Source organism: Microbacterium sp. ANT_H45B (genome assembly GCF_008369345.1).
In the GTDB taxonomy this organism is placed as follows: domain Bacteria; phylum Actinomycetota; class Actinomycetes; order Actinomycetales; family Microbacteriaceae; genus Microbacterium.
This window is the reverse complement of sequence record NZ_VOBK01000002.1, coordinates 417,169-443,944: the sequence shown is the minus strand read 5'-3', so window position 1 is coordinate 443,944 and position 26,776 is coordinate 417,169. Positions and strand designations below refer to the sequence as shown.

Annotated in this window: 22 protein-coding genes; 7 read left to right on the top strand and 15 right to left on the bottom strand. The window is 69.1% G+C overall.

Translation table 11 applies throughout. The annotated features are described in order from the left end of the window. The first annotated feature begins 35 nt into the window (after window positions 1-35). Window positions 36-1,241, top strand: coding sequence for a thiolase family protein (locus tag FQ142_RS08560; protein WP_056417768.1), 1,206 nt, complete (start codon window positions 36-38; stop codon window positions 1,239-1,241). Between the two features lie 6 nt (window positions 1,242-1,247). Continuing rightward, complete coding sequence (locus tag FQ142_RS08555) at window positions 1,248-3,407, top strand: 3-hydroxyacyl-CoA dehydrogenase NAD-binding domain-containing protein (protein WP_149422980.1); 2,160 nt, start codon at window positions 1,248-1,250, stop codon at window positions 3,405-3,407. 87 nt (window positions 3,408-3,494) lie between these two features. On the opposite strand, the gene FQ142_RS08550 is transcribed toward FQ142_RS08555, so the two are convergent. The 6 genes from FQ142_RS08550 to dut form a co-directional block, all read right to left on the bottom strand. After that, complete coding sequence (locus FQ142_RS08550) at window positions 3,495-4,403, bottom strand: diacylglycerol kinase family protein (protein ID WP_149422979.1); 909 nt, start codon at window positions 4,401-4,403, stop codon at window positions 3,495-3,497. A 68-nt stretch (window positions 4,404-4,471) separates the two neighbouring features. Then, window positions 4,472-6,412, bottom strand: a complete 1,941-nt coding sequence (gene dxs / locus FQ142_RS08545; RefSeq protein WP_056417776.1) for a 1-deoxy-D-xylulose-5-phosphate synthase — start codon at window positions 6,410-6,412, stop codon at window positions 4,472-4,474. A gap of 167 nt (window positions 6,413-6,579) precedes the next feature. After that, window positions 6,580-9,417, bottom strand: coding sequence for an aconitate hydratase (locus FQ142_RS08540; protein ID WP_056417778.1), 2,838 nt, complete (start codon window positions 9,415-9,417; stop codon window positions 6,580-6,582). 153 nt (window positions 9,418-9,570) lie between these two features. Then, the gene (locus tag FQ142_RS08535) at window positions 9,571-10,305 is read right to left on the bottom strand and encodes a DUF3159 domain-containing protein (RefSeq protein ID WP_149422978.1); all 735 of its coding nucleotides are present in this window, start codon (window positions 10,303-10,305) and stop codon (window positions 9,571-9,573) included. Next, window positions 10,302-10,889, bottom strand: a complete 588-nt coding sequence (locus tag FQ142_RS08530) for a DUF3710 domain-containing protein (RefSeq protein WP_056417784.1) — start codon at window positions 10,887-10,889, stop codon at window positions 10,302-10,304. The genes FQ142_RS08535 and FQ142_RS08530 overlap by 4 nt, the downstream gene beginning before the upstream one ends. Next, window positions 10,882-11,355: a dUTP diphosphatase gene (dut, locus tag FQ142_RS08525; RefSeq protein ID WP_056417788.1), complete on the bottom strand. Its 474-nt coding sequence runs from the start codon at window positions 11,353-11,355 to the stop codon at window positions 10,882-10,884. The genes FQ142_RS08530 and dut overlap by 8 nt, the downstream gene beginning before the upstream one ends. Before the next feature lie 12 nt (window positions 11,356-11,367). Between dut and FQ142_RS08520 the strand changes: the two genes are divergently transcribed. Continuing rightward, window positions 11,368-11,832 (top strand): DUF3093 domain-containing protein, encoded by a 465-nt coding sequence (locus FQ142_RS08520; RefSeq protein ID WP_149422977.1) that lies wholly within the window; start codon window positions 11,368-11,370, stop codon window positions 11,830-11,832. Window positions 11,833-11,960: 128 nt separating this feature from the next. On the opposite strand, the gene FQ142_RS08515 is transcribed toward FQ142_RS08520, so the two are convergent. Further along, window positions 11,961-12,254, bottom strand: a complete 294-nt coding sequence (locus FQ142_RS08515; protein WP_045255033.1) for a DUF4193 domain-containing protein — start codon at window positions 12,252-12,254, stop codon at window positions 11,961-11,963. Window positions 12,255-12,451: 197 nt separating this feature from the next. Here FQ142_RS08515 and sepH point away from each other — a divergent pair, with 197 nt between their 5' ends. Then, window positions 12,452-13,486: a septation protein SepH gene (gene sepH / locus FQ142_RS08510; RefSeq protein ID WP_149422976.1), complete on the top strand. Its 1,035-nt coding sequence runs from the start codon at window positions 12,452-12,454 to the stop codon at window positions 13,484-13,486. Between the two features lie 8 nt (window positions 13,487-13,494). Here sepH and FQ142_RS08505 read toward each other — a convergent pair whose 3' ends face one another. Continuing rightward, window positions 13,495-14,616, bottom strand: coding sequence for an alkaline phosphatase family protein (locus tag FQ142_RS08505; RefSeq protein ID WP_262492104.1), 1,122 nt, complete (start codon window positions 14,614-14,616; stop codon window positions 13,495-13,497). Between the two features lie 75 nt (window positions 14,617-14,691). On the opposite strand from FQ142_RS08505, the gene FQ142_RS08500 reads away from it, so the two are divergent. Then, window positions 14,692-17,133, top strand: a complete 2,442-nt coding sequence (locus tag FQ142_RS08500) for a DNA topoisomerase (ATP-hydrolyzing) subunit A (protein WP_149422975.1) — start codon at window positions 14,692-14,694, stop codon at window positions 17,131-17,133. A gap of 31 nt (window positions 17,134-17,164) precedes the next feature. Here the strand turns inward: FQ142_RS08500 and FQ142_RS08495 are convergent, their stop codons facing one another. From FQ142_RS08495 to FQ142_RS08480, 4 genes are read right to left on the bottom strand one after another with little or no spacing between them, the layout of a single operon-like run. Continuing rightward, complete coding sequence (locus FQ142_RS08495; protein WP_223145281.1) at window positions 17,165-18,100, bottom strand: 3-oxoacyl-ACP synthase III family protein; 936 nt, start codon at window positions 18,098-18,100, stop codon at window positions 17,165-17,167. Continuing rightward, the gene (locus FQ142_RS08490; RefSeq protein ID WP_149422974.1) at window positions 18,094-19,386 is read right to left on the bottom strand and encodes a F390 synthetase-related protein; all 1,293 of its coding nucleotides are present in this window, start codon (window positions 19,384-19,386) and stop codon (window positions 18,094-18,096) included. The genes FQ142_RS08495 and FQ142_RS08490 overlap by 7 nt, the downstream gene beginning before the upstream one ends. Beyond that, window positions 19,386-20,183: an MBL fold metallo-hydrolase gene (locus FQ142_RS08485; protein ID WP_149422973.1), complete on the bottom strand. Its 798-nt coding sequence runs from the start codon at window positions 20,181-20,183 to the stop codon at window positions 19,386-19,388. The genes FQ142_RS08490 and FQ142_RS08485 overlap by 1 nt, the downstream gene beginning before the upstream one ends. Continuing rightward, window positions 20,180-21,169: an NAD-dependent epimerase/dehydratase family protein gene (locus FQ142_RS08480; protein ID WP_149422972.1), complete on the bottom strand. Its 990-nt coding sequence runs from the start codon at window positions 21,167-21,169 to the stop codon at window positions 20,180-20,182. Before FQ142_RS08480 ends, FQ142_RS08485 begins: the two co-directional genes overlap by 4 nt. 32 nt (window positions 21,170-21,201) lie before the next feature. Here FQ142_RS08480 and FQ142_RS08475 point away from each other — a divergent pair, with 32 nt between their 5' ends. Beyond that, window positions 21,202-22,419, top strand: a complete 1,218-nt coding sequence (locus FQ142_RS08475) for a glycosyltransferase (protein ID WP_149422971.1) — start codon at window positions 21,202-21,204, stop codon at window positions 22,417-22,419. Between the two features lie 28 nt (window positions 22,420-22,447). On the opposite strand, the gene FQ142_RS08470 is transcribed toward FQ142_RS08475, so the two are convergent. Next, window positions 22,448-24,550: a type IIA DNA topoisomerase subunit B gene (locus FQ142_RS08470; RefSeq protein WP_410477432.1), complete on the bottom strand. Its 2,103-nt coding sequence runs from the start codon at window positions 24,548-24,550 to the stop codon at window positions 22,448-22,450. A 180-nt stretch (window positions 24,551-24,730) separates the two neighbouring features. Between FQ142_RS08470 and FQ142_RS08465 the strand changes: the two genes are divergently transcribed. Beyond that, complete coding sequence (locus FQ142_RS08465) at window positions 24,731-24,946, top strand: hypothetical protein (protein ID WP_045255025.1); 216 nt, start codon at window positions 24,731-24,733, stop codon at window positions 24,944-24,946. A gap of 70 nt (window positions 24,947-25,016) precedes the next feature. Here FQ142_RS08465 and FQ142_RS08460 read toward each other — a convergent pair whose 3' ends face one another. Next, entirely contained in the window at window positions 25,017-26,057 is a 1,041-nt protein-coding gene (locus FQ142_RS08460; RefSeq protein WP_149422970.1) for an alanine racemase, read from the bottom strand. Further along, complete coding sequence (locus FQ142_RS08455) at window positions 26,054-26,761, bottom strand: alanine racemase (RefSeq protein ID WP_262492103.1); 708 nt, start codon at window positions 26,759-26,761, stop codon at window positions 26,054-26,056. The genes FQ142_RS08460 and FQ142_RS08455 overlap by 4 nt, the downstream gene beginning before the upstream one ends. Window positions 26,762-26,776 lie beyond the last annotated feature (15 nt).

The following is a 26,776-nucleotide window of genomic DNA, read 5'->3' as shown; positions in this document are numbered from 1 at the left end:
ATAGACTGAGGCCACCGCACAAACTTGGAGGCAGAGTGGCCGAGATCTCGGACGTCTTCTTCGTCGATGGAGTGCGCACCCCCTTCGGGCGCGCCGGCGAAAAAGGCATGTACTGGAACACCCGCGCAGACGACCTCGCCGTGAAGGCGACCATCGGCCTGATGGAGCGGAACGCCGCGGTTCCCACGGACCGCATCGACGATGTCGCCATCGCCGCGACCAGCCAGACGGGTGACCAGGGCCTCACGCTCGGCCGTTCCGTCGCGATCCTGGCCGGTCTTCCGCAGACCGTGCCCGGCCTCGCCGTCGAGCGCATGTGCGCCGGCGCGATGACGAGCGTCACGACCATGGGCGCCTCGATCGGCGTCGGCATGTACGACTTCGCCCTCGCCGGCGGAGTCGAGCACATGGGACACCACCCGATCGGCGCCAACGCCGACCCGAACCCACGCTTCGTCGCGGAGAAGATGGTCGACCCCGGGGCCCTGAACATGGGGGTGACCGCGGAGCGCATCTTCGATCGCTTCCCGCATCTGACCAAGGAGCGCTCCGACCGGTTCGGCATGCTCAGCCAGCACAAGGTGCAGGCGGCCTACGAGGCCGGCAAGATCCAGCCCGACCTCGTCCCGGTCGCGACCAAGACCGCCGACGGCGCCTGGGGTCTCGCCACGGAGGACGAGGGCCGACGCCCGCAGACGACCATGGCGGATCTCGCCGCACTCAAGACGCCCTTCCGCCCGCATGGCCGCGTGACCGCGGGCACCTCGTCGCCGCTGACCGACGGGGCGACCATGTCGCTGCTCGCCGGCGGCGGGGCGGTGAAGGAGTTCGGACTCGCGCCGAAGATGCGCATGGTGTCGTTCGCGTTCGCGGGGGTGCAGCCCGAGATCATGGGCATCGGTCCGATCCCCTCGACCGAGAAGGCTCTGAAGAAGGCCGGGCTGACGATCGCCGACATCGGGCTGTTCGAGCTGAACGAGGCCTTCGCGATCCAGGTCATCTCGCTGCTCGACCACTTCGGCATCGCCGACGACGACCCCCGGGTCAACCAGTGGGGCGGCGCCATCGCACTCGGGCACCCGCTCGCGGCGTCCGGCGTACGTCTGATGATCCAGCTCGCGGCGCAGTTCGCTGAGCGTCCCGACGTGCGCTACGGCCTGACGGCCATGTGCGTCGGTCTCGGACAGGGCGGCTCCGTCATCTGGGAGAACCCGCACTACGACGGCAAGAAGAGGAAGTAAGCGCCGATGGCACACTCGATCTCCGCACAGTACGCGAACGTCGACTTCTCCCCCATCCAGGCCCTCACCGACGGTGAGGTGATCACGCACTCCCCCGTGCGCGACATCCGCCTCGCGTCCGGCAAGGTGCTGGCTCTGATCACCCTCGACAACGGCCGCGACCACACGCGTCCGAACACCCTGGGCCCGGCGACACTCACCGCTCTCGGCGAGACGCTCGACGGTCTCGCCGCTCGCGCCGCTGCCGGCGAGATCCAGGCCGTCGGCATCACCGGCAAGCAGTACATCCTGGCCGCCGGGGCCGACCTCTCGGACATCAGCAAGGTCGGCTCGCGGGACAACGCGCGCCTGATCGCGCAGCTCGGCCACAAGGTGCTCGGCAAGTTCGGCGAGCTCGGCGTCCCGTCGTTCGCGTTCGTGAACGGGCTGGCGCTGGGCGGCGGTCTCGAGATCGCGCTCAACTCGAGCTACCGCACCGTTGACGCGTCCGCCGCGGCGATCGCGCTCCCCGAGGTCTTCCTCGGAATCATCCCCGGCTGGGGCGGGGCCTACCTGCTGCCGAACCTGATCGGCATCGAGAACGCCCTCGAGGTCGTCATCTCGAACCCGCTCAAGCAGAACCGGATGCTGAAGCCGCAGCAGGCCTTCGACCTCGGCATCGTGGACGCGATCTTCCCGGCGGCGAACTACCTCGAGAACTCGCTCGCCTGGGCGGACGCCGTCCTCGGCGGCAAGAAGGTGGAGCGCAGGAACGAGCCCGGCAAGATCGAACGCCTCACCAAGTGGCCGATCGCCATCAAGATGGCGCGGAACATGCTCGAGTCGAAGATCGGCACCGTGCCGAAGTCTCCCTACGCCGCGCTGGAGCTGCTCGACAAGGCCAGGAGCGGTACGAAGGCGGAAGGCTTCGCCCGGGAGGACGAAGCTCTCGCAGATCTCGTCACGGGCGACCAGTTCGCGGCATCCATGTACGCCTTCGACCTCGTGCAGAAGCGTGCGAAGCGTCCTGTCGGCGCTCCCGACAAGGCCCTCGCCAAGAAGGTCACGAAGGTCGGCATCATCGGTGCGGGACTGATGGCGAGCCAGTTCGCGCTGCTCTTCGTCCGCAAGCTGCAGGTGCCGGTGCTGATCACCGACCTCGACCAGGCGCGCGTCGACAAGGGCGTCGCCTACATCCACGAGGAGATCGGCACGCTCGAGGGCAAGGGCCGCCTGGACGCGGACTCCGCGAACAAGCTGCGCGCGCTCGTCACCGGCACGACGGACAAGAGCCTGTATGCGGACTGCGACTTCGTCATCGAAGCCGTGTTCGAAGAGGTCGGTGTCAAGCAGCAGGTGTTCGGTGAGATCGAGAAGATCATCGCCGAGGACGCGATCCTGGCGACCAACACCTCGTCGCTCTCGGTCGAGGAGATCGGCGCGAAGCTCGAGCATCCCGAGCGCCTCGTCGGCTTCCACTTCTTCAACCCGGTCGCGGTGATGCCCCTGATCGAGATCGTGAAGACGCCGACGACCTCGGAGGCGGCTCTCTCGACCGCGTTCGTGGTGGCCAAGAATCTGGGGAAGAACGCGGTGCTCACCGCGGATGCTCCCGGTTTTGTGGTGAACCGACTGCTCGCCAAGGTCATGGGCGAAGCGGCGCGGGCCGTCTACGAGGGCACCCCGATCACCGACGTCGAGAAGGCCTTCGCCCCTCTCGGTCTGCCGATGGGGCCGTTCCAGCTGATCGACCTGGTCGGATGGAAGGTCGCCGCGCACGTGCAGGACACGATGGCGCACGCGTTCCCCGAGCGCTTCTACGCGAACGAGAACTTCCACGCTCTCGCCGAGCTCGACGCGGTCATCGAGAAGGACAAGGGCGGTCGCGTGACCGGCTGGACCAAGCAGGCCGAGAAGCTGATCAAGCCCGCCGTCGGCACGACGCCGGCCTCGGCCGAGACCATTCTGGGGCGGGTGCAGGACGGCCTCGCGAGTGAGATCAAGCTGATGCTCGATGACGGAGTCGTGCCCGAGGTCGAGGACATCGATCTGTGCCTGATCCTGGGCGCCGGCTGGCCGTTCATCGACGGCGGCGCGTCGCCGTACCTCGACAGGGAAGGCGCCTCGGAACGCGCCTTCGGCGGAGAGTTCCACACCCCGCAGATCCGCGGCATCGAGAACCGCTGACAACGATCCGGAGACCGCAGTGCCGTGCGGCGAGCACGGCACTGCGGTCTCTCTGCGCGTCGACTCCGAAGCGGGGAGTCGGGGTCGTCAGGCGTGGTCGCCCGATGCCGGCACCATCATCGTGAGAGCTGCGGCGCGGACTTCGATCGTGCACTCCCCCGTCGCCACCCGCTCGCCGTCGGCGTACACCGCCAGGCCGGGAGCGGAGATCGCGACCGAACGCACCCGGCGATGCGACACCTCCGCGGCGCTCAGATGGCGGCCCCGCAGGAGTCGGGGGAAGAGCGCCACCAGGCGCAGGCGACCGAGCGCCCGGACGTGCACGACGTCGAGCAGCCCGTCATCCGGCGTCGCGCCCACGCAGATCGGCATCCCGCCCCCGTAGCTCTCGGTATTGCCCACGGCGATGAGCGTCCCCGCCGCATCGCGTGCAGGCTCGCTGTCGAGAGACAGCCGGAAGGGCACCGGGCGAAGACGGACGAGCTCGATGAGGAGCGCCAGATAGTAGCGCATCGGGCCCGACGGCCAGCGCAGACGATCGGTGCGCTCGGTGACCTTGGCGTCGAATCCCAGGGCGGCGACGGTGAGGAACAATCGGGTGCTCTCGCCGGAGCGCACCTCTCCGACATCGATCACGCGGCGGCGGCCGCTCATCGCGACCAGCGCGGCGCCGGCGGCGGAGCGCAGGGGCAGCCCGAGTGCGCGAGCGAGATCGTTGCCGGTCCCGGCGGGGACGAAGGCCACGGGCACGCTCTGACCGCAGAGCAGGTCGAGGAGGCCGGACAGGGTGCCGTCACCGCCGACGACGACGAACACCGTGGGCCCCGCCGCCAGCGCCCGCACGGCGAGTTCGCGCGACTCGGCCGCCGACGCTCCGGTGTAGGCGCGCACCTCCGCGCCGCCGGCGCGCAGACGATCGACAGCGTCGGCCGCGATCCTGACCGCGCGGCCTTTTCCGGCCGCCGGATTCGACAGGACGGCGACGTGACCGCTCATCGCTTCGTCCCGTGCGGCGGTCTCCACCCCACGCGGATCCTGCGATCGATGCCCGCCATGGCGAGCGATCAGCGGCGTTCGCGGAGAGGCAGGTCGATCGTGCCCGTCTCGCCGGTCTGACGCGCGACGGGGATCCGGGTTCCCAACACCTGGGAGACCACATCCTGGGCGATCTTCGCCGCAGTGAGGCCCGCGTCTGCGAGGATCTGGTCCCGCGAGGCATGGTCGATGAACTCGTCCGGGAGCCCGAGCTCGTCCACCGCCGTATCGATGCCGGCTTCACGGAGCACCTGGCGCACGCGCGTGCCGATGCCTCCGACGCGGATCCCGTCTTCGATCGTGATGACGAGACGGTGTCGCGCCGCCATGCTCACGATCGACGGCTGCACCGGGATCGCCCAGCGCGGATCGATCACGGTCGCCCCGATGCCTTGAGCGCGCAGCCTCTCGGCGACGTCCATCGCGAGAGCCGCGAACGGGCCGATCGCCACGAGCAGCACGTCTTCGGATTCGCCTCTGGAGAGCACGTCGACACCGTCATGCAGCCGCTCGACGGCAGGGAGCTCCGGCGAGACGTCGCCCTTGGGGAAGCGGATGACCGTCGGAGCGTCGTCCACCAGGACGGCCTCATCGAGTGCCTCCCTCAGACGCTCCCCGTCGCGGGGAGCCGCGATGCGGATGTGCGGCACGATCTGCAGCATCGCCAGATCCCACATGCCGTGGTGGCTGGGGCCGTCAGGACCGGTCACACCGGCGCGGTCGAGCACGAAGGTGACGCCCGCCCGGTGCAGCGCGACGTCCATGAGCACCTGGTCGAACGCGCGACCCATGAAGGTGGCGTACAGCGCGACGACCGGATGCAGGCCGCCGAAGGCGAGCCCTGCCGCCGAGGCGACCGCGTGCTGCTCGGCGATGCCCACGTCGTAGACGCGGTCGGGGAAGCGCTCCGCGAACGGAGCGAGTCCGGTCGGTCGCAGCATCGCGGCGGTCATGGCGATGACATCGTCACGGCGCTCGCCGACCGACACCAACGCGTCCGAGAATACCTCGGTCCACCCCGTACCGCCCGACGAGAGCGTCTCGCCGGTCACCGGATCGATGCGGCCGACGGCATGGAACTGATCCGCCTCGTCGTCTCGTGCGGGCTGGTAGCCCCGACCCTTCTCGGTGATCGTGTGCACGATCACCGGTGCGCCGTAGGACTTCGCCAGCTCGAGCGTCTCGAGGAGCGCGGGCAGATCGTGTCCGTCGATCGGGCCGAGGTACTTGATGTCCAGGTTGGAGTACAGCGCCTCGTTGTTCGTGAAGCGCGAGAGGAAACCGTGGGTTCCTCCCCGCACTCCGCGGAAGACCGCGCGACCGACGGGACCGAAGGCACGGAAGAGGCGATCGGACTTGTGATGCAGATCCTTGTAGGCAGCGGCCGTGCGCACGCGGTTGAGATAGCGCGACATGCCGCCGATGGTCGGTGCGTACGATCGCCCGTTGTCGTTCACGACGATCACCAGGTTGCGGTCGTTGTCGTCGGAGATGTTGTTGAGCGCCTCCCAGGTCATTCCCCCGGTGAGCGACCCGTCGCCGAGCACGGCGACCACATGTCGGTCCGCTCGCCCCGTGGCGGTGAGGGCGCGAGAGACGCCGTCGGCCCAGCTCAACGAGCTGGAGGCATGCGACGACTCCACGACGTCGTGCGCACTCTCGCTGCGCTGAGGGTAGCCGGCCAATCCCCCGCGCAGACGGAGCTTCGAGAAGTCCTGGCGCCCCGTGAGGAGCTTGTGCACATACGACTGGTGCCCGGTGTCGAAGATGAAGGGGTCATCGGGTGAGGAGAAGACGCGGTGCAGCGCGATCGTGAGCTCGACGACGCCGAGGTTCGGGCCGAGATGCCCGCCGGTGCGGGAGACGTTCTCGACCAGGAATTCCCGGATCTCCGCCGCGAGTTCGACCAGCTGGTCCTCGGACAGTGCGTCCAGGTCGCGGGGTCCTGAGATGCTCGGAAGGATCGGCATCTGCACCTCCTCATAGGCACCGTAGACGGCATCCGTTCGGTTCGGACGCCTGATCGATCCTACCTCGGGGCATCCGTGAAAGCTCGGAGCGACCGCTCCCCTTGACACCGCGCACGGCATGCGACAGGGGCCCGATTCCGAAGAATCGGGCCCCTGTCGACGGTCGATCAGACCAGCGAACGCAGCACGTACTGCAGGATGCCGCCGTTGCGGTAGTAGTCCGCCTCGCCGGGGGTGTCGATGCGGACGACCGCGTCGAACTCCACGACCTGCTTGCCCTCGGGCGACTGCTCGCTCGGGGTGGCCGTGACCTTGACGGTCTTCGGGGTCACGCCCTCGTTGAGCTCCTCGAGACCCGAGATCGAGACGATCTCGGTGCCGTCGAGGCCGAGCGACTCCCAGCTCTCGCCCGCGGGGAACTGCAGCGGGACGACACCCATGCCGATCAGGTTCGACCGGTGGATGCGCTCGAAGCTCTCGGTGATGACCGCCTTGACACCCAGCAGGCTCGTGCCCTTGGCCGCCCAGTCACGCGACGATCCCGAGCCGTACTCCTTGCCGCCGAAGATGACGAGAGGTGTGCCCTGCTCCTGGTAGTTCATGCTCGCGTCGTAGATGTACGACTGCGGGCCGCCCGGCTGGGTGAAGTCGCGGGTGTATCCACCCTCGACGACCTGGCCGTCGTTGACCGCCGCCACCATGGCGTTCTTGAGGCGGATGTTCGCGAAGGTGCCGCGGATCATCACCTCGTGGTTGCCTCGGCGCGATCCGAAGGAGTTGAAGTCCTTGCGGTCGACACCGTGCTCGGTGAGGTACTGCGCCGCCGGCGTGCCGGGCTTGATGTTTCCGGCCGGCGAGATGTGGTCGGTGGTGACCGAGTCGCCGAGCGTCGCCATCACGCGGGCACCCGAGATGTCGGCCACCGGGGTGAGCTCCATCGTCATGCCGTCGAAGTAGGGTGCCTTGCGCACGTACGTCGAGTTCTCGTCCCACTGGAAGATGTCGTCGTCCGGAGTGGGCAGGCTGCGCCAACGCTCGTCACCGTCGAAGACGGTCGCGTACTGCTTGATGAACTGCTCGCGGGAGATCGACGAGTCGACCAGCTCCTGGACCTCGGCAGGCGTGGGCCAGATGTCTTTCAGGAAGACGTCCTCACCGTCTGTTCCCTTGCCGAGTGCATCGTTCTCGAAGTCGAAGTGCATCGACCCTGCCAGTGCGTAGGCGATGACCAGCGGCGGGCTCGCGAGATAGTTCATCTTCACGTCGGGGCTGATGCGTCCCTCGAAGTTGCGGTTTCCGGAGAGGACCGCGGTGACGGCGAGGTCGTGCGAGTTGATGGCCTCGGAGACCTCTTCGATCAGCGGACCGGAGTTGCCGATGCAGATGGTGCAGCCGTAGCCGACGGTGTAGAACCCGAGGCCCTCGAGGTCTTTGTCCAGACCCGACTTCTCGTAGTAGTCCGTGACCACCTTGGAGCCCGGCCCGAGGGTCGTCTTGACCCACGGCTTCTGCTTCAGGCCCTTCTCGAGCGCCTTGCGGGCCACGAGCCCGGCAGCGATCATCACCGAGGGGTTCGACGTGTTGGTGCACGAGGTGATGGCCGCGAGAGTGACGGCGCCGTTGTCGAGGATGTACTTCTCCCCCGACGGCGTGGTCACCGGCACCGGCTTCGAGGCGTTCGCCGGGGCGCCGCTGTTGATGTGCACCGGACGGGTGGTCACCGGCTCCTCTTCGCCGGGCACGGAGCCCGGGTCGGATGCGGGGAACGAGTGCTTCGACTCGAGGTCGACGACGGAGTCCGAGGTGGATGCCGACGCGTACGCCAGGATGTCCTGCTCGAACTGCGACTTCGCCTCGGACAGCAGGATGCGGTCCTGCGGGCGCTTCGGGCCCGCGATCGACGGCACCACGGTGCCGAGGTCGAGCTCGAGGTACTCGCTGAACGTCGGCTCGTGCGAGGCGTCGTGCCAGAGCTTCTGCTCCTTGGCGTACGACTCCACGAGTGCGACGGCTTCGTCGCTGCGCCCGGTGAGGCGCAGGTAATCGAGCGTGACGTCGTCGATCGGGAAGATCGCCGCCGTGGAGCCGAACTCCGGGCTCATGTTTCCGATGGTCGCGCGGTTGGCGAGCGGCACGGACGCCACTCCCTCACCGTAGAACTCGACGAACTTGCCGACGACGCCGTGCTTGCGCAGCAGGTCGGTGATCGTGAGGACCACGTCGGTCGCCGTGACGCCCGCGGGGATCTCGCCTGAGAGCTTGAATCCGACGACGCGCGGGATGAGCATGGACACGGGCTGACCGAGCATCGCGGCCTCGGCCTCGATGCCGCCGACACCCCAGCCCAGCACGCCGAGGCCGTTCACCATGGTGGTGTGCGAGTCGGTGCCGACACAGGTGTCGGGGTACGCGCGCAGCACGCCGTCGACGTCGCGGTCGTAGATGACCTTCGCCAGGTGCTCGATGTTCACCTGGTGGACGATTCCGGTTCCGGGCGGAACGACCTTGAAGTCGCTGAAGGCCGTCTGGCCCCAGCGCAGGAACTGGTACCGCTCGCCGTTGCGCTCGTATTCGATCTCGACGTTGCGCTCGAGCGCGTTCTCCGAGCCGAAGAGGTCGGCGATCACCGAGTGGTCGATGACCATCTCGGCGGGCGACAGCGGGTTGATCTTGTTCGCGTCGCCGCCGAGCGCCGTCACGGCCTCGCGCATGGTGGCGAGGTCGACGATGCACGGCACACCGGTGAAGTCCTGCATGACCACACGGGCCGGCGTGAACTGGATCTCGGTGTTGGGCTCTGCCGCGGCGTCCCACGAACCCAGGGCTTCGATCTGCGCCTTCGTCACGTTCGCGCCGTCCTCGGTGCGAAGCAGGTTCTCGAGGAGGACCTTGAGACTGAAGGGGAGCTTGTCGAAACCGGGCACCGTGTCGATGCGGAAGATCTCGTAGTCGGTGCTGCCGACCGTCAGGGTGCTCTTGGCACCGAAGCTGTTCACCGTGGACACGAATCCGTCTCCTTCTATTCGGATGGGAGCGACAGGCGCCTCCATCTTGCTCGCCAGCGAGCCCCTGCGGCTAGCAAGGCAGACCTAACCAGTCTGCTCTGCTCGACCCGCGAGTGGAAGCCTGCAATTTATCTTGATGTCAAGATAAATCTATCACGCCCGAGCTGCGTCTCCGGCATCCGACGCGCGCGGATACAGCGCCCGTACGACCAGGAAGGTCACCGCGATCAGCGGAGCGAACAGCGGCAGGCCCATGACCAGCTTCAGGGTCCCCAGTGCGGTGACGTCGCCGGTCAGGTACAGCGGCAGCTGCACCGCGAGCCGCGCGAAGAACAGGGCGGCCCACGCGACGCCGAGCCAGAGGAATGCCCTGCGCTTGCGCCGGTCGCTCCGCCAGGCGGTGCCCTCCCCCATCAGGAAGCCCACGGCGAGGCCGATCAGCGACCATCCGACGAGTGCGGAGACGAGCATGGCGGAGCCATAGACGGCGTTCGTGATGAGCCCGGGGACGAAGTTGTCCTCGCCGCGCCCGGTCAGCAGCGCGAGCGCTGCGGCTGCGGCAGCAGCGACGAGACCGCCGATCGCGGCCGACGGAGGCGACTTCTGCACCAGCCGGACGACGGTGAACACCGCCGCGAGTCCGACGGAGACCCCGAGGGGCAGGATGAGCGGCTCGGGCCGAACCGTGAAGAGGATCACGAACGCGAGGCTCGGCAGCACCGATTCCAGGATGCCGCGCCAGCCGCCCATCGCGGACCACACGACCTTGCCGGTGGCGCTGCTCTCGTTCGGATCCAGTCCGGCGCGCCGTGCCGCACCGCCGAGGGCCGCGCCCACGATGTCCGACGCCGTCTGCTCGCGCTCCGGCTCGGGGACCTGCGTGCTCACGCGGAGCCGGGGGTCGCGGGCATCTTCAGCGGGATCAGATCGCGCGGCGGCATGGGTGCACCCCCGCGGACGACCACGATCGAGCGGAACAGGTCCTCGACCTTGGCCGCGGCCTCGAGGTCGGAGGCGGCGGCACCGCCGATGACACCGCGGAGGAACCAGCGCGGGCCGTCGATGCCGATGAAACGGGCCAGACGCAGCTCCGATCCCTCGCTCGCTGCCGCAGGAACCTCGGCGAGGAGCTCCTTGCCGAGAGGGCCCTCGCGCTCCTCGACCCGGCCGCCCTGCGTGCGCACCTGGTCGCGCAGCTGAACGCGCGTCTCGTCCCAGAGCCCGCCAGACCGCGGCGCCGCGAAGGGCTGCACCTGCAGCGACGACTCGGCGTAGTCGAGACCGACCGCGACGATGCGCTTGGACTGCTCCTCGACCTCCAGACGGAGGTTGAGCCCCTCGCGGGGAAGGATCTTGATGCCACCGAGATCGATGTACGGCCGCACCGGGTTCGCTTCGGAGTCGTCGAAGGGTCCCTGCGAGGCCCGATCGTGGGGAGCCGGCGCGGAGGGAGTCTCGTTGTTGTCAGTCATTGGTCTGTCCTGCCGAGGGGGAATGGGTGTCTGCCTGGTAGCCGGTCGAACCGAAGCCACCTTCGCCGCGGATGCTGTCGGGCAGCTCCTCGACCGGGATGAAGACGGCACGGGTGACCGGCATCACGATCAGCTGCGCGATGCGATCGCCGACGGCCACATCGTACGCGCTGTGGATGTCGGTGTTGATCAGGCTCACCTTGATCTCACCGCGGTAGCCCGCGTCGACGGTGCCCGGCGAGTTGACGATCGAGATGCCGTGCTTGGCGGCGAGCCCGCTGCGCGGGACCACGAAGGCCGCGTATCCGTCGGGCAGCGCGATCCGTACTCCGGTGGCGACCAGCGCACGCTCACCCGGTGCGAGGTGCACGGCCTCGGCAGCGACCAGATCTGCTCCCGCGTCGCCGGGGTGAGCGTATCCCGGCACCACAGAGGCGATAATGGGGACATCAACGGAATCAGTCACCCCCCGAGGCTAATGCAGAACATCGACCCCGACACGCGCACCCGCTACCGCGAGAGACTGTCCCCCAGCCTGTGGCTGCTGGTGACGGTGGCTCTCGCCGGCCCGATGGTCGCGCTCATCGCGGTGCCCGCCGGCTCCACGATCGCTCTGGTCGCCGGGGCCGCCGTCTCGGCGCTGCTGGTGATCGCCGTGATCGCGGTCACCCCCGTCGTCGCGGTCGACGGTGACGTGCTGAGTGCGGGTCGAGCGCACATCGAGGTCCGCCACCTCGGCATGCCGATCGCCCTGACCGCCGAGGACGCCCGCCAGGCTCGCGGCCCGGGGCTTCCTGCACGCGGCTGGCACCTGATCCGCGGCGGCATCGACGGTCTGGTCGTGGTGCCGAACATCGACCCCGATGACCCCGTCGACACCTGGACGATCTCGAGCAGGACGCCCGACCGACTCGCCGCGGCGATCATCGCCGCGCAGGGCTGAGCCCTTCCGCGCTCTCCGCATGACCCTAGGGCCATGCGGAACCCGGGCATACGCGATACCCCCTCGGAAAAGACGACGCGCCCCCGACCATGACGGTCCGGGGCGCGTTTCTTCTCGCTCTGGTGCGCTCAGGCAGCGCACTCCTTGCAGATGGGGCCGGAGGCTCCCTCGTGGTCGAGCTGCGAACGGTGCTTCACGAGGAAGCAGTTCATGCAGGTGAACTCGTCCTGCTGCGGCGGCAGCACGACGACATCGAGCTCGAGATCGGAGAGGTCGGCTCCGGGGAGGTCGAAGCTGGACGGGTTGTCCGCATCCTCGTCTCCCGAAGAACCGGAGAGCTTGTCCGGCACACGCTCCTTGAGGGCTTCGATCGACTCGGAGTCGTCTTCACTCTTTCGAGGGGCGTCGTAATCGGTTGCCATGTGGTGAATCTCCACTTTCATGCGAGTGGGTGGTGCGCCGTCGGGGGTAATCGGCGGCCATAGTTTGCATGACCACGAAGGAATAAGCAAATGCTCGTGGGTGCGACAGAGCAAACTCACGGCACGCCCAGAGTATTCCCGCCTCGGGCCCGCCCCGCGTGACACCATGAACAGACACCCATCAGAGGGGCATTCGCATGGAAAACGTCACCATCGTCGGCACGGAGGCAGGCCTGCTCGTACTCGCGACCGAGTCGGGCGAGCGGTTCGCGCTGCCCATCGACGACGTCCTGCATCGTGAGCTCCGCCGCGCCACGCGGCAGAGCGAGCCGGCCGCGCAACGCCTCGCCGCGAGCCCGCGCGACATCCAGGCGCAGATCCGCGCAGGACTCACCACGACCGAGGTCGCCGAGCTGCTGGGCATCGCCGTCGAGGACGTCGTGCGCTTCGAGGGTCCGGTCCTCGCCGAGCGCGAGCACGTGATCGGTCAGGCACTCGCCGTCCCCGTCCTGATCGGCAGCGATGTCGAGCCCGACGCGCAGCCGACGTTCGGCACCGCCATCCGCGCCAAGCTCGCAGAGGTCGAAGCCTCCGCCGAGCGGTGGGCCAGCTGGAAGGGCGAGAACGGTTGGGTCATCAAGCTCGAGTTCAGCGCCAACGACGTCGACCATGACGCGCGCTGGAGCTTCGATCCCCGCCGCAGCGCCCTCTCGCCGCTCAACGCGGATGCGACCCAGCTCTCCCGTCAGGGCTCTCTTCCCGACGGACTGATCCCCCGGTTGCGCGCGGTCGACGCCGAGCGCCAGCCGTCGCCCTACAAGGACGACAGCCGCTTCGACTCCGGCGCGTTCGGACCGCGATTGGTGCCCACTCCCGAGAGTGAGGTCGACGACGTCGCGATCCCCGAGCGGTCCGCCGCCGCCGCGCAGAACGCCGCGACGAAACGGGCCCCGGAATCCGCGACCACCAGCCCGGAGACCGCCGATCTGCTCGAGGCGCTCCGCCGCCGCCGCGGTCAGCGCGAGACGGCCCCTCTCCTCGAGCATCCCGACGACGACGAGACGGGACCGATCGCCCTGTTCGATGCGTTCGAGGGCGATCAGTCCGACGAGCGCGAAGACGAACCCGCGGCACCGGCCGAGCCGACGAACGAGACCGGCGGGCGGCGCAAGCGGCGCAACGCCATGCCGTCGTGGGATGAGATCGTCTTCGGCGCCAAGACCGACGAGTAGACGCGGCGTCAGCGCGCGAAGGCCCCCAGCCGGAGCAGCGGCACCTGTCTCTCCTCCGGGGTGAGACCGCCGTGCTGTCCGACCATGCCACGACCGCGCTGGTCTGCGGCGGTGCCGTCGTAGACCGCGCCGTTCCCCCGTGCGACCACCAGCAGGTCGCCCATCCGTGACGCGGCGGCGGGCGCGATCGTCGGCCCGAAGAGCCCCGCGGCGATCGCGTCCTCCCTGGTGCCCACATCGGCCAGTCCCTGCAGATCCGAGGACCACCGCGCGGCGACGGCCGCGGCATCGGCCTCGGGGTCCGTGTAGACATGCAGCATCCTGGGCTCGCCGCCGATGTGACGGACGCCCGCGAGGTGCTCCGCCTCGAGGACGATCTGCCTGTGCGCCGGAACGTCGACCATCCCGTGGTCCGAGGTGACGAGGACGCCGACCCCCGGGGGCACGCGGAGCGACAGGGCGCCGTCGATCTCCTCGAGCGCCGCGACCCACTGGGCGGAGTCGACGCCGTACCGATGCCCCGCCTTGTCGACCTCGGGCAGATAGCAGTAGACGAGCGCACCGGGGTTCCGCTCGGCCAGATCGTAGGCCGCAGCCACGCGATCCGCGGGTGTCTGCGCGGCGACGAAGTCGGCTCCGCGGAGCGTCGCCCGAGTGAATCCGCTCTCGGCATACGCAGCGACACCGACCGCGTATGCCGGTCGCCCTTCCCCCCGCGCTCGGTCGAAGACGGTCGGGGCCGCCTGCCAGGTCATCGGATCCAGACCCTCGGACTCCCACCCGGTCAGCTGGTTCACGAGGATGTCCCGCGCGGGATCACGGACGCGGTATCCGACCAGGCCGTGCTCGCCCGGCCACACACCGGTCAGGATGCTGGTGAGCGCCGCCGCGGTGGTCGAAGGGAAGACCGAATACGCCACGTCCTTCTTCGCCATACCCGCCGTGAGGGCGCGCGCATGCCCGGCGTGAGCGCGCAGACTGATGGCCCCGAGGCCGTCGACGAGCACCAGCACGACCGATTCGGCGCGAGGCAGCACCGCGGAGTCGCCGCGAAGGGCGTCGAACACGTCGTCCGCCACCCCGACGATGCTCCGAGCGGCGGCAGGCTCGGACGGTAGAATGAGGGACACCCGAGCCAGTCTGACACAGGCTCCCCCACGCGCTCAGTCTTTGCACAACTCAGCCTTCGCACACTCAGGATGGCCATGCCGAAGAACCCGCCTGCCGAGCTCGCACCGGAGCGAATCCAGGACATCGATCTCGAGACCGAGATGCAGGGTTCGTTCCTCGAATACGCCTACTCGGTGATCTACTCCCGGGCGCTGCCCGATGCGCGTGACGGCCTGAAGCCCGTGCAGCGACGGATCCTCTACCAGATGTCCGAGATGGGACTGCGCCCCGACCGCGGCCACGTCAAGAGCGCCCGCGTCGTGGGCGAGGTCATGGGAAAGCTGCATCCGCATGGTGATTCCGCGATCTACGACGCGCTGGTGCGTCTCGCTCAGGACTTCGCGCTCCGGGTGCCGCTCGTCGACGGGCACGGCAACTTCGGTTCGCTCGACGACGGTCCCGCCGCCGCCCGATACACGGAGGCACGGCTCGCCTCACCGGCGATGGCCCTCACCGAGAACCTCGACGAGGATGTCGTCGATTTCGTGCCGAACTACGACGGGCAGTTCCAGCAGCCTTCGGTTCTGCCTGCGGCGTTCCCGAACCTCCTCGTCAACGGCGCCAGCGGCATCGCGGTCGGCATGGCGACCAACATGGCCCCGCACAACCTCATCGAGGTCGTCGCCGCAGCCACGCACCTGCTCGAGAATCCGGATGCCACCACCGAGGAGCTGATGGAGTTCGTGCCGGGCCCGGACTTCCCCTCCGGCGGCATCCTGATGGGCCTCGACGGTGTCAAGGACGCCTACGCGAACGGCCGTGGTGCGCTCAAGGTGCGCGGCAAGGTCTCGGTGGAACCGCTCGGGCCGCGGCGCACCGGGATCATCGTCTCCGAGCTGCCGTACATGGTCGGCCCCGAGCGGCTGATCGAGAAGATCCGCGATGCGGTGCAGGCGAAGAAGCTGCAGGGAATCAGCGATGTCACCGACCTCACCGACCGCAACCACGGACTCCGCGTCGCGATCGGCGTCAAGACCGGTTTCGACCCGCAGGCCGTGCTCGAGCAGCTGTATCGGCTGACGCCCCTCGAAGACTCCTTCAGCATCAACAACGTCGCGCTCGTCGACGGGCAGCCCCGCACGCTCGGGCTCAAGGAGATGCTGCGCGTCTACGTCGCCCACCGGCTCGAGGTCATCACCCGGCGCAGTCGTTACCGCCTGGCCCGGCGCGAAGAGCGCCTGCACCTCGTCGAGGGTCTGCTCATCGCGATCCTCGACATCGACGAGGTCATCCAGGTCATCCGCTCCTCCGATGACTCCGAGCAGGCGCGGTCCCGGCTGCGTTCGGTGTTCGATCTCAGCGAGCTGCAGGCCGAGTACATCCTCGAGCTGCGCCTTCGCCGTCTGACCAAGTTCTCGCGGATCGAGCTCGAGACCGAGCGCGATGCCCTTCTCGCCGAGATCGCAGCCCTGCGCGAACTCCTCGCCAGCGACGTGCTGCTGCGTGCAGCGGTCGCGAAGGAGCTCGACGCCGCGGCCGAGGCGTACGGCACCCCTCGCCGCACGCTGCTGATGAACGCCGCTCCCGCCAAGCCTCGCGCGACGAAGGGTGCTGTCGACCTCCAGATCGCGGATGCGCCCACCGTTCTCGTCCTGTCGACCACCGGGCGGGCGGTGCGAGTGGATCTCGGCGAGGGCCAGGAGCTCTCCCTGCCGCCTCGGCGCAGCAAGCACGACGCGATCCTCGCCACCGTCGAGACGACGGTGCGCGCCGAGATCGGCGCGCTGACCTCCGAGGGGCGAGTGCTGCGATTCTCCCCCGTCGACCTGCCGTCGGTGCCGTCGTCGTCCGTGCAGCTCGCCGCCGGCGCGCCGCTGCGGGACTACCTCGGGATCACGACGCGGGGAGAGCGGATCCTCGGATTCGTCCGCTTCGACAGCGACACCCCGATTGCGCTCGGCACCGCGCAGGGAACGGTGAAGCGGATCGTCCCCTCGACGCTGCCCGTGCGCCCGGACCTCGAGGTGATCGGCATGAAACCCGGCGACACCGTCGTCGGAGCCGTCGAGGCGCGAGACGATGCCGATCTGGTGTTCGTCACGACCGATGCTCAGCTGCTGCGCTTCTCGGCGTCCGCGGTGCGCCCGCAGGGTGCGCCCGCCGGCGGCATGGCGGGGATCAAGCTCGGTGCAGGGTCCACGGTGCTCTTCTTCGGAGCCGTGGCCCCCGACACGGATGCGGTGGTCGCCACCGTCTCCGGGTCCGACAGCATCCTCCCGGGAACGGAACCGGGGCGAGCGAAGGTGTCGGCGTTCGCGGAGTATCCCGCGAAGGGCCGTGCGACGGGCGGCGTCCGGGCGCACTCCTTCCTGAAGGGCGAGGATCGGCTCACGGTCGCCTGGGTCGGGCCGACCCCGGCGCAGGCCGTCGACCCGACCGGCGCCGTGCGCAAGCTCCCCGAGGCGGGCGCCAGGCGCGATGCGTCGGGTCAGCCCATCGACGGCGTGATCGGCAGCATCGGCCGCACCCTGGTCTGACCACGCGCGCGGTATGCCCGGTCGCGCCCGGTCAGAGGCGCAGCGCCAGGATGTTGGCGGTGAGTCCGGCGGCCGTGCCGCACAGGATCACCGTGTCGCCGGTGCGCACCCGACCGCTCTCGAGCGCGCGGGCGAGCATGAACGGCACCGAAGACGAGACCATGTTGCCGAAGTGCCGCACCTCATCGATGCGTCGCTCGACGGGGATACCGAGGCGGTCGAGCATCGGGCCGAGTGCTGCGGATGCCTGGTGCGGCACCCACAGCGCGACGTCGTCGTAGGAGATGCCCGCGCTCGCATGGAACGACTCGAAGAACTCCGGCAGCACACGCATCATCCCCAGCAGTGCACGGCGCCCGTTCATGTCGAAGAGGTAGTCCGCGGGGTCCCGCTCCGCGTAGACCTGCGCCGGAGACCCCGACAGTCCGCCCCTGATCTCCGTGTCGTGCGCGTAGGCGGGCCAGGTGCGCTGTGCGCTCGCGATCACACCGCGTACGGGATCTGCGGAACGGCGCAGCACCACAGCCGCGCCGGCATCGCTGAAGAGCTCGAAGCTCTCGCGCTGCTCGGGGTTGAGGAACCGCGTGCCCACGTCGCCCGCGAAGACGAGGATCGTCTCGTGGTCCCCCGCGTCCAGATAGCGCGAGGCGACGTCGAGCGCCGTGATGAAGCTCGTGCAGGTGGAGTTCACATCGAAAGCCGCGGCGCGACCGCTCAGTGTCAGCCTCTCGAGCACGAGCGCCGCCGTGCACGGGATCGGCTGGATGCCGGCGGCTGAGGCACCGAGGACGAGATCGATCTGATCGGCGCGGACGCCTGCGTGTGCGAGTGCGCGCTCACACGCCTCCGCGAGCATGTCGAGGTGCGATGTCTCGTCGTCGAGGCGATATCGCGTCTCGCCCCCGAAGCTCACCGTGCGGTCGGGCAGGAATGTCCCCCACCCCGCGATCTCGCAGTTCCTCACCATCTCCGCTCCCCCCATCCCTGCACGACCCGACGCAGCTTCGCCGACCCGTCCGGCACGAATCCGATGAACTCGAGGTCCGGACGCTCGCATCCGAGTCGATGCGCGAGCGCCCCCACCTCATCCGCCACGCGGCGCCGAGACCGATCATCGACCGTGTCCAGGGCGATCTGCAGGCGCGACTCGCCGATCTGCGTGATGCGGTACTCGTCGAACCCGTCGGCATACAGCAGCGCACGCGTGATCACGTCCGCGAACACGGGCACCTCGCGGCCGTCGAGCCCGCGGAGGATCAGCGTGTCGCCCTCGCGCCCTTCGATGCGCTCGATCGCCGTCAGGGCGGTGCCGCACGGGCACGGCGACGTGCGCTCGCGCAGCACGTCTCCGAGGCGGTAGCGCACGATCGGCTGCGCACGACGACGCAGATCCGTGACGATCGGAGTGAAGCGCTCGGCATCCAGGTACTCCCGCTCGACCAGAATGTCGTCCTCGTTGAGGTGGATGACCCCGTGCGGGCAGGTGTGCGCGAGGAACCCCTCGGTGCACTGGTACAGCTGATGCAGACGCTCCTGTCCGAGCGATCGCGTGATCCGCTGCGCGTCGAAGACCTCGAGCACCTCGGCCACCGCGTAGACCTTCTGCGGGACGACGTCGAACTCCCCGGCATCCGCGGCACGCGCGATCAGCCGGAGCACGGAGGGCGGAGCCACGAGGATGGTCGGGCCGAAGGAGCGCAGAGCCGCGATGTTCTCCGCCATGTCCGCGTACACGTCGAAGTAGCGGAACGACACCGCCGCGGAGCCGACCGACTCGTAGAGCGTGTTGTCGGCGCGCAGAAAGAGCGCGATGCGGTGTCCGAGCAGGGCACCGCGCGGGAGGGTTCGCGCCAGCACGGCCCCCACCCAGGCGTCGCGCTCGGCCGCACTCACCACGAACAGGCCGCGGTGTCCGCTCGTGCCGCTGGAGAGACCCACGGAGTGGGACCCGAGGTCGAGGTCGAACTCCCGCGCGCGCTCGTTCGCGATCGCGAGGGCCAGCGCGTCATCCCTGCCGACACCGACCGTGGTGATGTCGTCGAACCGGTTCATCATGACGCTCTTGTCCATCAGCGGGAGGTCCGCGAAGGATCGCGTGGCGAGGAGATCTCCGAAGTACCGGGATCGACGACGCAGGAACCGCAGGTGCGCGCGCAGCAGGCGCCGCTGACGCCGCTCGATTGCCGCTCGGGTGCGCAGTGGACGCAACCACCGCACCGCCGCGAACTCGCGCAGGATCCTCAGTCGCGACATCAGCTCAGCAGCTCCGTGGCTCCGAGCGGGTCGTGGCTGCAGAGGACGCGGATGCCGGCGGCGGCGAGGCCGCGCAGCGTGCTCGCCGTGGACGCATAGCGCTGCGGGTCGTGCTGGATCGCACGCGGGAGCATCCGCAGTCGTCCCGAGGCGTCGAGGAGGTCCGCCCCCCACGCCGCGTCACCGGCGAGCAGGACGCGGCCCTCGATCAGGGCTCCCATGTGCCCGTCTGCGTGGCCGGGGAGGTCCACGACGAGATACGAGCCGTCGCCGAGAAGATCGTGCCCGCGCAGCACCGTGCCCCGCACCGCGACGTCGACGAACGCGTCGTCGGCGAGAGTGCGGCGCTCCGCCCCGGAGAACCAGTCGGGCAGCAGCCCCGTCAGAACCCCGTCGCGCAGACGCGGTCCGGCGAGCGTCCGCTGGTGTCCCGCGCTCAGCACGAACGTCGCATGCGGAAAGCGGCGGACGCCGCCGATGTGATCGGGGTGCAGGTGCGACAGCACGACGTGCGTGACGGATGCCGGATCCACACCGTCGTCGCGGAGCTGCACCGCGATGTCGTCCTCGTCGTCCACCTGCGGCGGCAGGAGGCGCCGATAGGCCGCACCGCGCCACCCCGTGCGCCACTCCCCTGTGGCATACCCCGTGTCGAACAGCACGCGCCGTCCGTCCGCAGCGTCGTACAGGAACACGCCGGAGGGGAACTCCCGGCGTCCCCGAGGCTCCCCGTGGAACATGGCGCCGACATCGTGCACGGTCTTCCCGCACACGTAGTGGCGGAGGCGGCCGGTCATGACTCCCCCGTCATGTGCGCCGCGACCCGGGCGAGCGCCTCGTCGAGGGACACCTCGGGTCGGTATCCGAGGTCGGCCTTCGCGCGCGAGACGTCGAGGGTCTGCGAGTAGGCGATGGTGGTGAGGGTGTAGCGGGTGAGCGGAGGTTCCGGACGCCAGGGCAGAGCGGAGCAGACCCGCTCCAGAACACCGGCCAGGGCCCAGGCAAGGGGCCGGGGCACCGGACGGAACCGCGGCTCCTGTCCGAGGAGGCCGAGCAGGGTCGTGAGCAGGTCGCGGAATCGTCGGGGATCGTCGTTGGAGATGTTGTAGACGCCCCCGGCGGCATCGCCGCGGTGCAGCGCGAGGCGCAGAGCGGCGGCGACGTTCTCGACCGCGGTGAGGTCGATGAGGGCGTCGCCTCCGTCGAAGAGCGGCACCCCGATCCGCCGATGCACCGCGAGGAGTCTCGGCACGAGGCTCGGATCACCGACTCCGATGAGTCCGCGCGGGCGCACGATGACCAACTCGGGGATCGTGCCGGCATCCCGCGCCTCGAGCAGCAGGTCCTCCGCGGCGATCTTCGACCGGATGTAGCCGTTCAGGCGGTTGCTGCGGTCGACATCCCCCTCTCGGATGCCGAGTCGATCGCGCGGCGCCGCGTACACGCTCGGCGAGGAGACGTGCACGATCCGGCGCACACCGTTGCGACGGGCGAATTCCACGACGTGGCCCGTGCCCTCGATGTTCGTCGACCGGAAGTCCCGCCACGCACCCCACGGCGTCGAGAGGGCGGCGCAGTGGATGACGGCGTCCACCGGAAGGTCCAGGCGCCGCAGCGACGCGAGGTCGCCGGGAACCCGATGCGCCTCGTCGGCCACCCGCGCGAGCGCCGTCAGGTCACGGCCCGCGGCGAAGACCTCGTAGCCGTGCCTGTGCAGATCGGGCACGACGTGCCCGCCGAGGAACCCGCTCGCCCCCGTCACCAGCACACGGGCTCCGGACATGCCCCTCACCCTAGCCGCCCTATTGTGGTCGTGTGCGCATAGCCATGGTCACCGACTACTACCTGCCGACGCTGGGCGGTGTGCAGACGGTCATCAAGGCACACCGCGAGGCGCTGGAGCAGGCGGGGCACGAGGTGTTCGTGTTCGCACCGCTGGCCGCGGAGAGCGACGACCCGCACGTGGTGCGGCTGCCGACCGCCCGCGGCTTCGCCCCCGACGGCTACCCGTTCACCTGGCCCCCGCGAGCCGCGGCGGAGTCCTTGCGCCGCGAGCTCCGCGCCCGCGGGATCGACCTGGTGCACGTGCACACCGAGATGTTCGCCGCACTCGCCGGGTTCGACGCGGCCAGGGCGCTGGGCGTGCCCGTGGTGCAGACCATGCACGGGCGCATCGACGTCTACACGCGATCGGTGCTCCCCCTCCCCTCGGTCACGACGATGCTGCTCGCCGCGATGCACCGGCATTGGATGAGCCACGCACAGGCACGCCTCGACCCGACGGCCGCGTACGCGACGACTCGGATGGCGCGCCGCATGTGGCGGCTGATGGTGAGTCAGGCGAACCACGCCGACCAGGTCATCGTGCCCTCCGCCCACTTCGCCGCGAAGCTCGTCGCGCAGGGCGTGCGCACTCCCCTCACCGTCCTGTCGAACGGACTCGAGGCGAGTGTGCTCGATGCGGTCGGCTGGCCGACACCCCGCGAGTTGCGCGCCGGCGAGGATCTCCGGGTCGTGTGGTGCGGGCGGTTGTCTCCGGAGAAGCGCCCGTCCGTCTTCGTCGACGCGGTGCGTCGGCTACCGGGGATCAGCGCCGAGATGCTCGGTGACGGCGTCGCGCGTCGTGCCGTGTCGTCCGCCGCCGCCGACCTGCCGGACGGGCGGCTCATCGTGCACGGCGCGGTGCCCCAGTCGCAGGTGCTCGATGCCATGCGCCGTGCGCACGTGCTGGTCTCGACGTCTCTCGACTTCGACAACCAGCCGATGGTCATCCTCGAGGGCCTCGCCTCCGGGCTGCCGGTGGTCGTCACCGACCCCGATCTGGCCGAGATGCTGCCGGACGGCGGAGGACTGGTGACCCCCACGCCGGATGCCGACGGACTCGCGCGTGCGCTCCGCAGCCTGCAGGATGCCCCGGGCCGCGTCGCCACGATGAGCGCCGCAGCCCTCGCGCACCGCACTCGCGTCGCCCAGGACACCCACCGCGACGCGCTGCTCGCCGTGTACAGGGCGGCGATGACGGCCGCACGCTGACGTCAGGCGTCGAGGTCAGGCGCTGACGTCAGGCGTCGATGGACTCGCGCGACAGCCGGTCCGACGAGTCGATGATGAACTCCCGGCGCGGAGCCACCTCGTTGCCCATCAGCAGCTCGAACACCCGCCCCGCGGCTTCGGCATCCTCCATGCGCACCCGGCGCAGCAGGCGTCCGCCGCGATCCATGGTCGTGTTGGCGAGCTGCTCGGCATCCATCTCTCCGAGACCCTTGTACCGCTGCAGCGGCTCGTGCCAGCGCTTGCCCGCCTTGCGCAGCTTGGCCAGCAGCGCATGCATCTCCTGCTCGCTGTACGTGTAGATCGTCTCGTTGGGCTTGGACCCCGGGTTGATCACGATCACGCGATGCAGGGGCGGCACGGCCGCGAACACCCGGCCGTGCTCGATCAGCGGGCGCATGTAGCGGTAGAACAGTGTCAGCAGCAGCGTGCGGATGTGGGCACCGTCGACATCCGCGTCGCTCATCAGGATGACCTTGCCGTAGCGGGCGGCGTCGATGTCGAAGCTGCGTCCGGAGCCCGCACCGATCACCTGGATGATCGACGCGCACTCGGTGTTGGAGAGCATGTCGCCGACGGAGGCCTTCTGCACGTTGAGGATCTTGCCGCGGATCGGCAGAAGGGCCTGGAACTCGCTGTTGCGCGCGTTCTTGGCCGTGCCGAGCGCCGAGTCGCCCTCGACGATGAAGAGCTCGCTGCGCTCGACCTCGTTCGTGCGGCAGTCCACGAGCTTCGTGGGCAACGTCGACGACTCCAGTGCGTTCTTGCGTCGCTGCGTCTCTTTGTGTGCGCGCGCCGAGACGCGCGCCTTCATCTCGGCGACGACCTTGTCGAGCAGCTGAGTGGCCTGGCTCTTGTCGTCGCGTCTGGTGGAGCTGAAGCGGGCCGCGAGATCCTTGCGGAGCACCTGGGCCACGATCTGGCGCACGGCCGGTGTGCCGAGGATCTCCTTGGTCTGCCCCTCGAACTGAGGCTCGGGGACGTTCACCGTGAGCACCGCGGTGAGGCCTGCGAGGACGTCGTCCTTCTCGAGCTTGTCGTTGGCGCCGACCTTCAGCCGTCGTGCGTTCTGATCGACCTGCGAACGCAGCACCTTGAGCAGCTCCTGCTCGAAGCCCTGCTGATGGGTGCCGCCCTTGGGCGTGGAGATGATGTTGACGAACGACCGCGTGGTCGTGTCGTAGCCCGTGCCCCAGCGCATGGCGATGTCGACGGCGCAGACACGCTCGACCTCGGTCGCGATCATGTGGCCGTCGGCCTGCAGGACCGGGACGGTCTCCTTGAAGGTGCCCTCGCCCTGGATGCGCCAGGTGTCGGTGACGGGAGCGTCGTTCGCGAGGTACTCGACGAACTCCGAGATACCGCCGTCATAGCGGTAAGAGGTCTCGATCGGCTGACCTTCGACCTCGGAGCCGTTCGCCGCACGCTCGTCGCGGATGACGAGTTCGAGACCGGGGACGAGGAAGGCCGTCTGCCGCGCGCGCGTCACCAGCTCGTTGAGCTGGAACGCGGCATCCTTCGTGAAGATCTGGTGGTCGGCCCAGTAGCGGATCCGGGTTCCGGTCGCTCCCCGCGGTGCCTTGCCGATGACCCGCAGCTCGCTCTTGTCGCGGAACGGCGTGAACACGGCATCCGGTCGCTTCTCGCCGCTGTCGGCGAAGAGTCCGGGCTCACCGCGGTGGAACGACATCGCGTAGGTCTTGCCGCCGCGGTCCACCTCGACGTCGAGACGCTCCGACAGGGCGTTCACCACCGAGGCGCCGACACCGTGCAGACCGCCCGACGCGGCGTACGAGCCGCCGCCGAACTTGCCACCGGCATGCAGTTTCGTGAACACGACCTCGACGCCGGTGAGTCCGGTGCGCGGTTCGACGTCGACGGGGATGCCGCGACCGCGGTCATGGACCTCGACGCTTCCGTCTTCATGCAGGATGATGTCGATCTTCGATCCGTTGCCGGCGACGGCCTCGTCGACGGCGTTGTCGATGACCTCCCAGAGGCAGTGCATCAGGCCGGGCGATCCGTTCGAGCCGATGTACATACCGGGGCGCTTGCGGACGGCCTCGAGCCCTTCGAGCACCTGGAGATGATGGGCGGAATACTCGGCGGTCACAATGTCCGAGTCTATTCTCCGCACGGCCTCCGACGCCCACGACACTCGCCGCGGACGGGTGAGAGAGGCGCGCAGCGTACGCGCTGAGCGAAACACGCCGCAAACCGGGCATGCCCACAGCGACAGCGTGGTTGTATTGAACACGCCCAGCCGGGACCCGACACTCAAGGAGGCACCGAGATGAACGCAACAACGACCGAACGTGAGACCTCCACCGTCGAGTTCCGCCTGACCGCCATGGATCGCTGTGATTCCTGTGGAGCTCAGGCGTACATCGCCGCCGAGGTCAACGGCTCCGAGCTCCTCTTCTGCGCCCACCACGGCCGCAAGTACGAAGAGAAGCTTCGCAGCGTCGCGACGAGCTGGCACGATGAGACCGCTCGTCTGATCGACTGATCTCGGATCGATCAGCCCCGGGACCCGTCTTCTGACGGGTCCCGCTCTCGTTAAGGCATCACCACGCGACTCACGGCGTGACCACCCGGCGCACCCGGGACGTCAGCCGGGTGAGGATCTCCTCGCCGACCGTGTCGATGCGTTCCGCGAGCGTGGTGGCGCTGTCTTCGCCATGCGTCCCGGGTCCGAACACCCACACCCGATCGCCCACGGCTGCGCCTGGCCACCCTGCGACCACCGATGTGGTCGCATCGATGCGTCGCAGTTCGCGCTGGCCCTGCGGCGTCCCGACACGGCAGCCCGCCAACGACGAAGGGATGCCGTCGAAGGCACCGACCCCGATCACCGCGTCGCCCTCGACGATCTCCACGACATCCGCACCGAGGCGCGCGATCGGCTCGATCCCCTCGAGCTCCGGACCGTCCGCCGACCGGACCCCGTAGCAGAACGCGCCGATCCGCGACACCGATCCGCGCAGCTCCGGTCGCCACCAGGAGGCGGCCGACGCCGTCAGGTGCAGTGCCTCGGGCGTCCCGCCGGTCCGTTCGGCGACATCGACGGCCTCGAGGAAGAGTCGCTGCGCCTCGTCGTCCTCCGCGTCGCTCGCCTCGGCCAGGTGACTCCAGATGCCGACGAGCTCGATCTCCCCCGCGGTCTCGGCAGCGCGGACCTCGACGAGCACGCCCTCCCACTCCGACGGCAGCAGACCGTTGCGGTGCAGGCCGGTGTCGATCTTGAGATGCACCCGCGCCCGCAGCCCGAGGTGATGCGCGCGCGCGATGATCCGCCGCAGATACTCCGCACTTCCCACGCCGAGGTCGATCCGCGCACGCAGCGCCTCGTCGATCTCGGCATCCGTCGACGTGACCCATGCGAGGATCCGCCCGGTGTCTCCGAGCGCCCGACGGGCCTCGATCCCGCTGGCGACGTCGTACGAGCCGTACCACTCGACCCCGGCATCTCGGGCGGCCTCGACCGCCCAGCCGAGTCCGTGACCGTAGGCGTCGTCCTTGAGCACGACCATCAGCGCCGAGGGCGCGATGCGCTCCTGCACCGCCCGGATGTTGGCGGCGAATCGCGCGGTGCTGATCTCGAGGACCGGCCGGCTCATGCCTCCCACCCCCGCTCGGCGTGGGCTCCGGCGACCGTGATCAGCTCCGCGACGGAGAGCCCGGTCACCGCGCTCCATCGGGCGAGTGCGGGAGCGGACGGCCCGCGCCCGCCGAAGTAGGTGACCTCGACGCCGGGCTCCGTCTCCCCCGCGTCCTGCAGGTCGATCACGCAGACGTCCATCGCGACACGGCCGATGATCGGCCGCTCGGTGCCCGCGATCTCGACGTGGGCGGCGTTGCCGAGACTGCGCACGATCCCCTGGGCGTATCCCCCGGTGACGAGTGCGACGGTCGTGTTCCGCGCGGCCCGGTGGGTGTAGCCGTATGAGACGGCATCACCGGGTTCGAGCGGCTTCGTCGAGAGGACGGATCCGGTCAGGCGCATCACCGGGGCCGTACGAAGGTCCCCCTCGGCATCGGGCAGGCCGTAGAGGAGGAAGGGATCGATGTCGGCCTCCCCGTGGATGACGGCGTCGATGCCCTCCAGGCGCAGCGCCTCGGCCTCCTCGGCGTAGTCCACGCGCACGGCAGAGGCTCCGGCTGCGGTGACCGCGTGCGCGACGGCGAGGACCCCGTGCCCCCAGGCATCTCGGCGCAGATCCGCGACGCGGCCTCCGGCGGCGACGGCCTCGGCCGCGGCGGAGGCCAATGCCGCCCGCGAGATCATCGCGCGCGGACGGGAGCTGGAGGTCTTCGCACACACGCTTCCACCCTAACT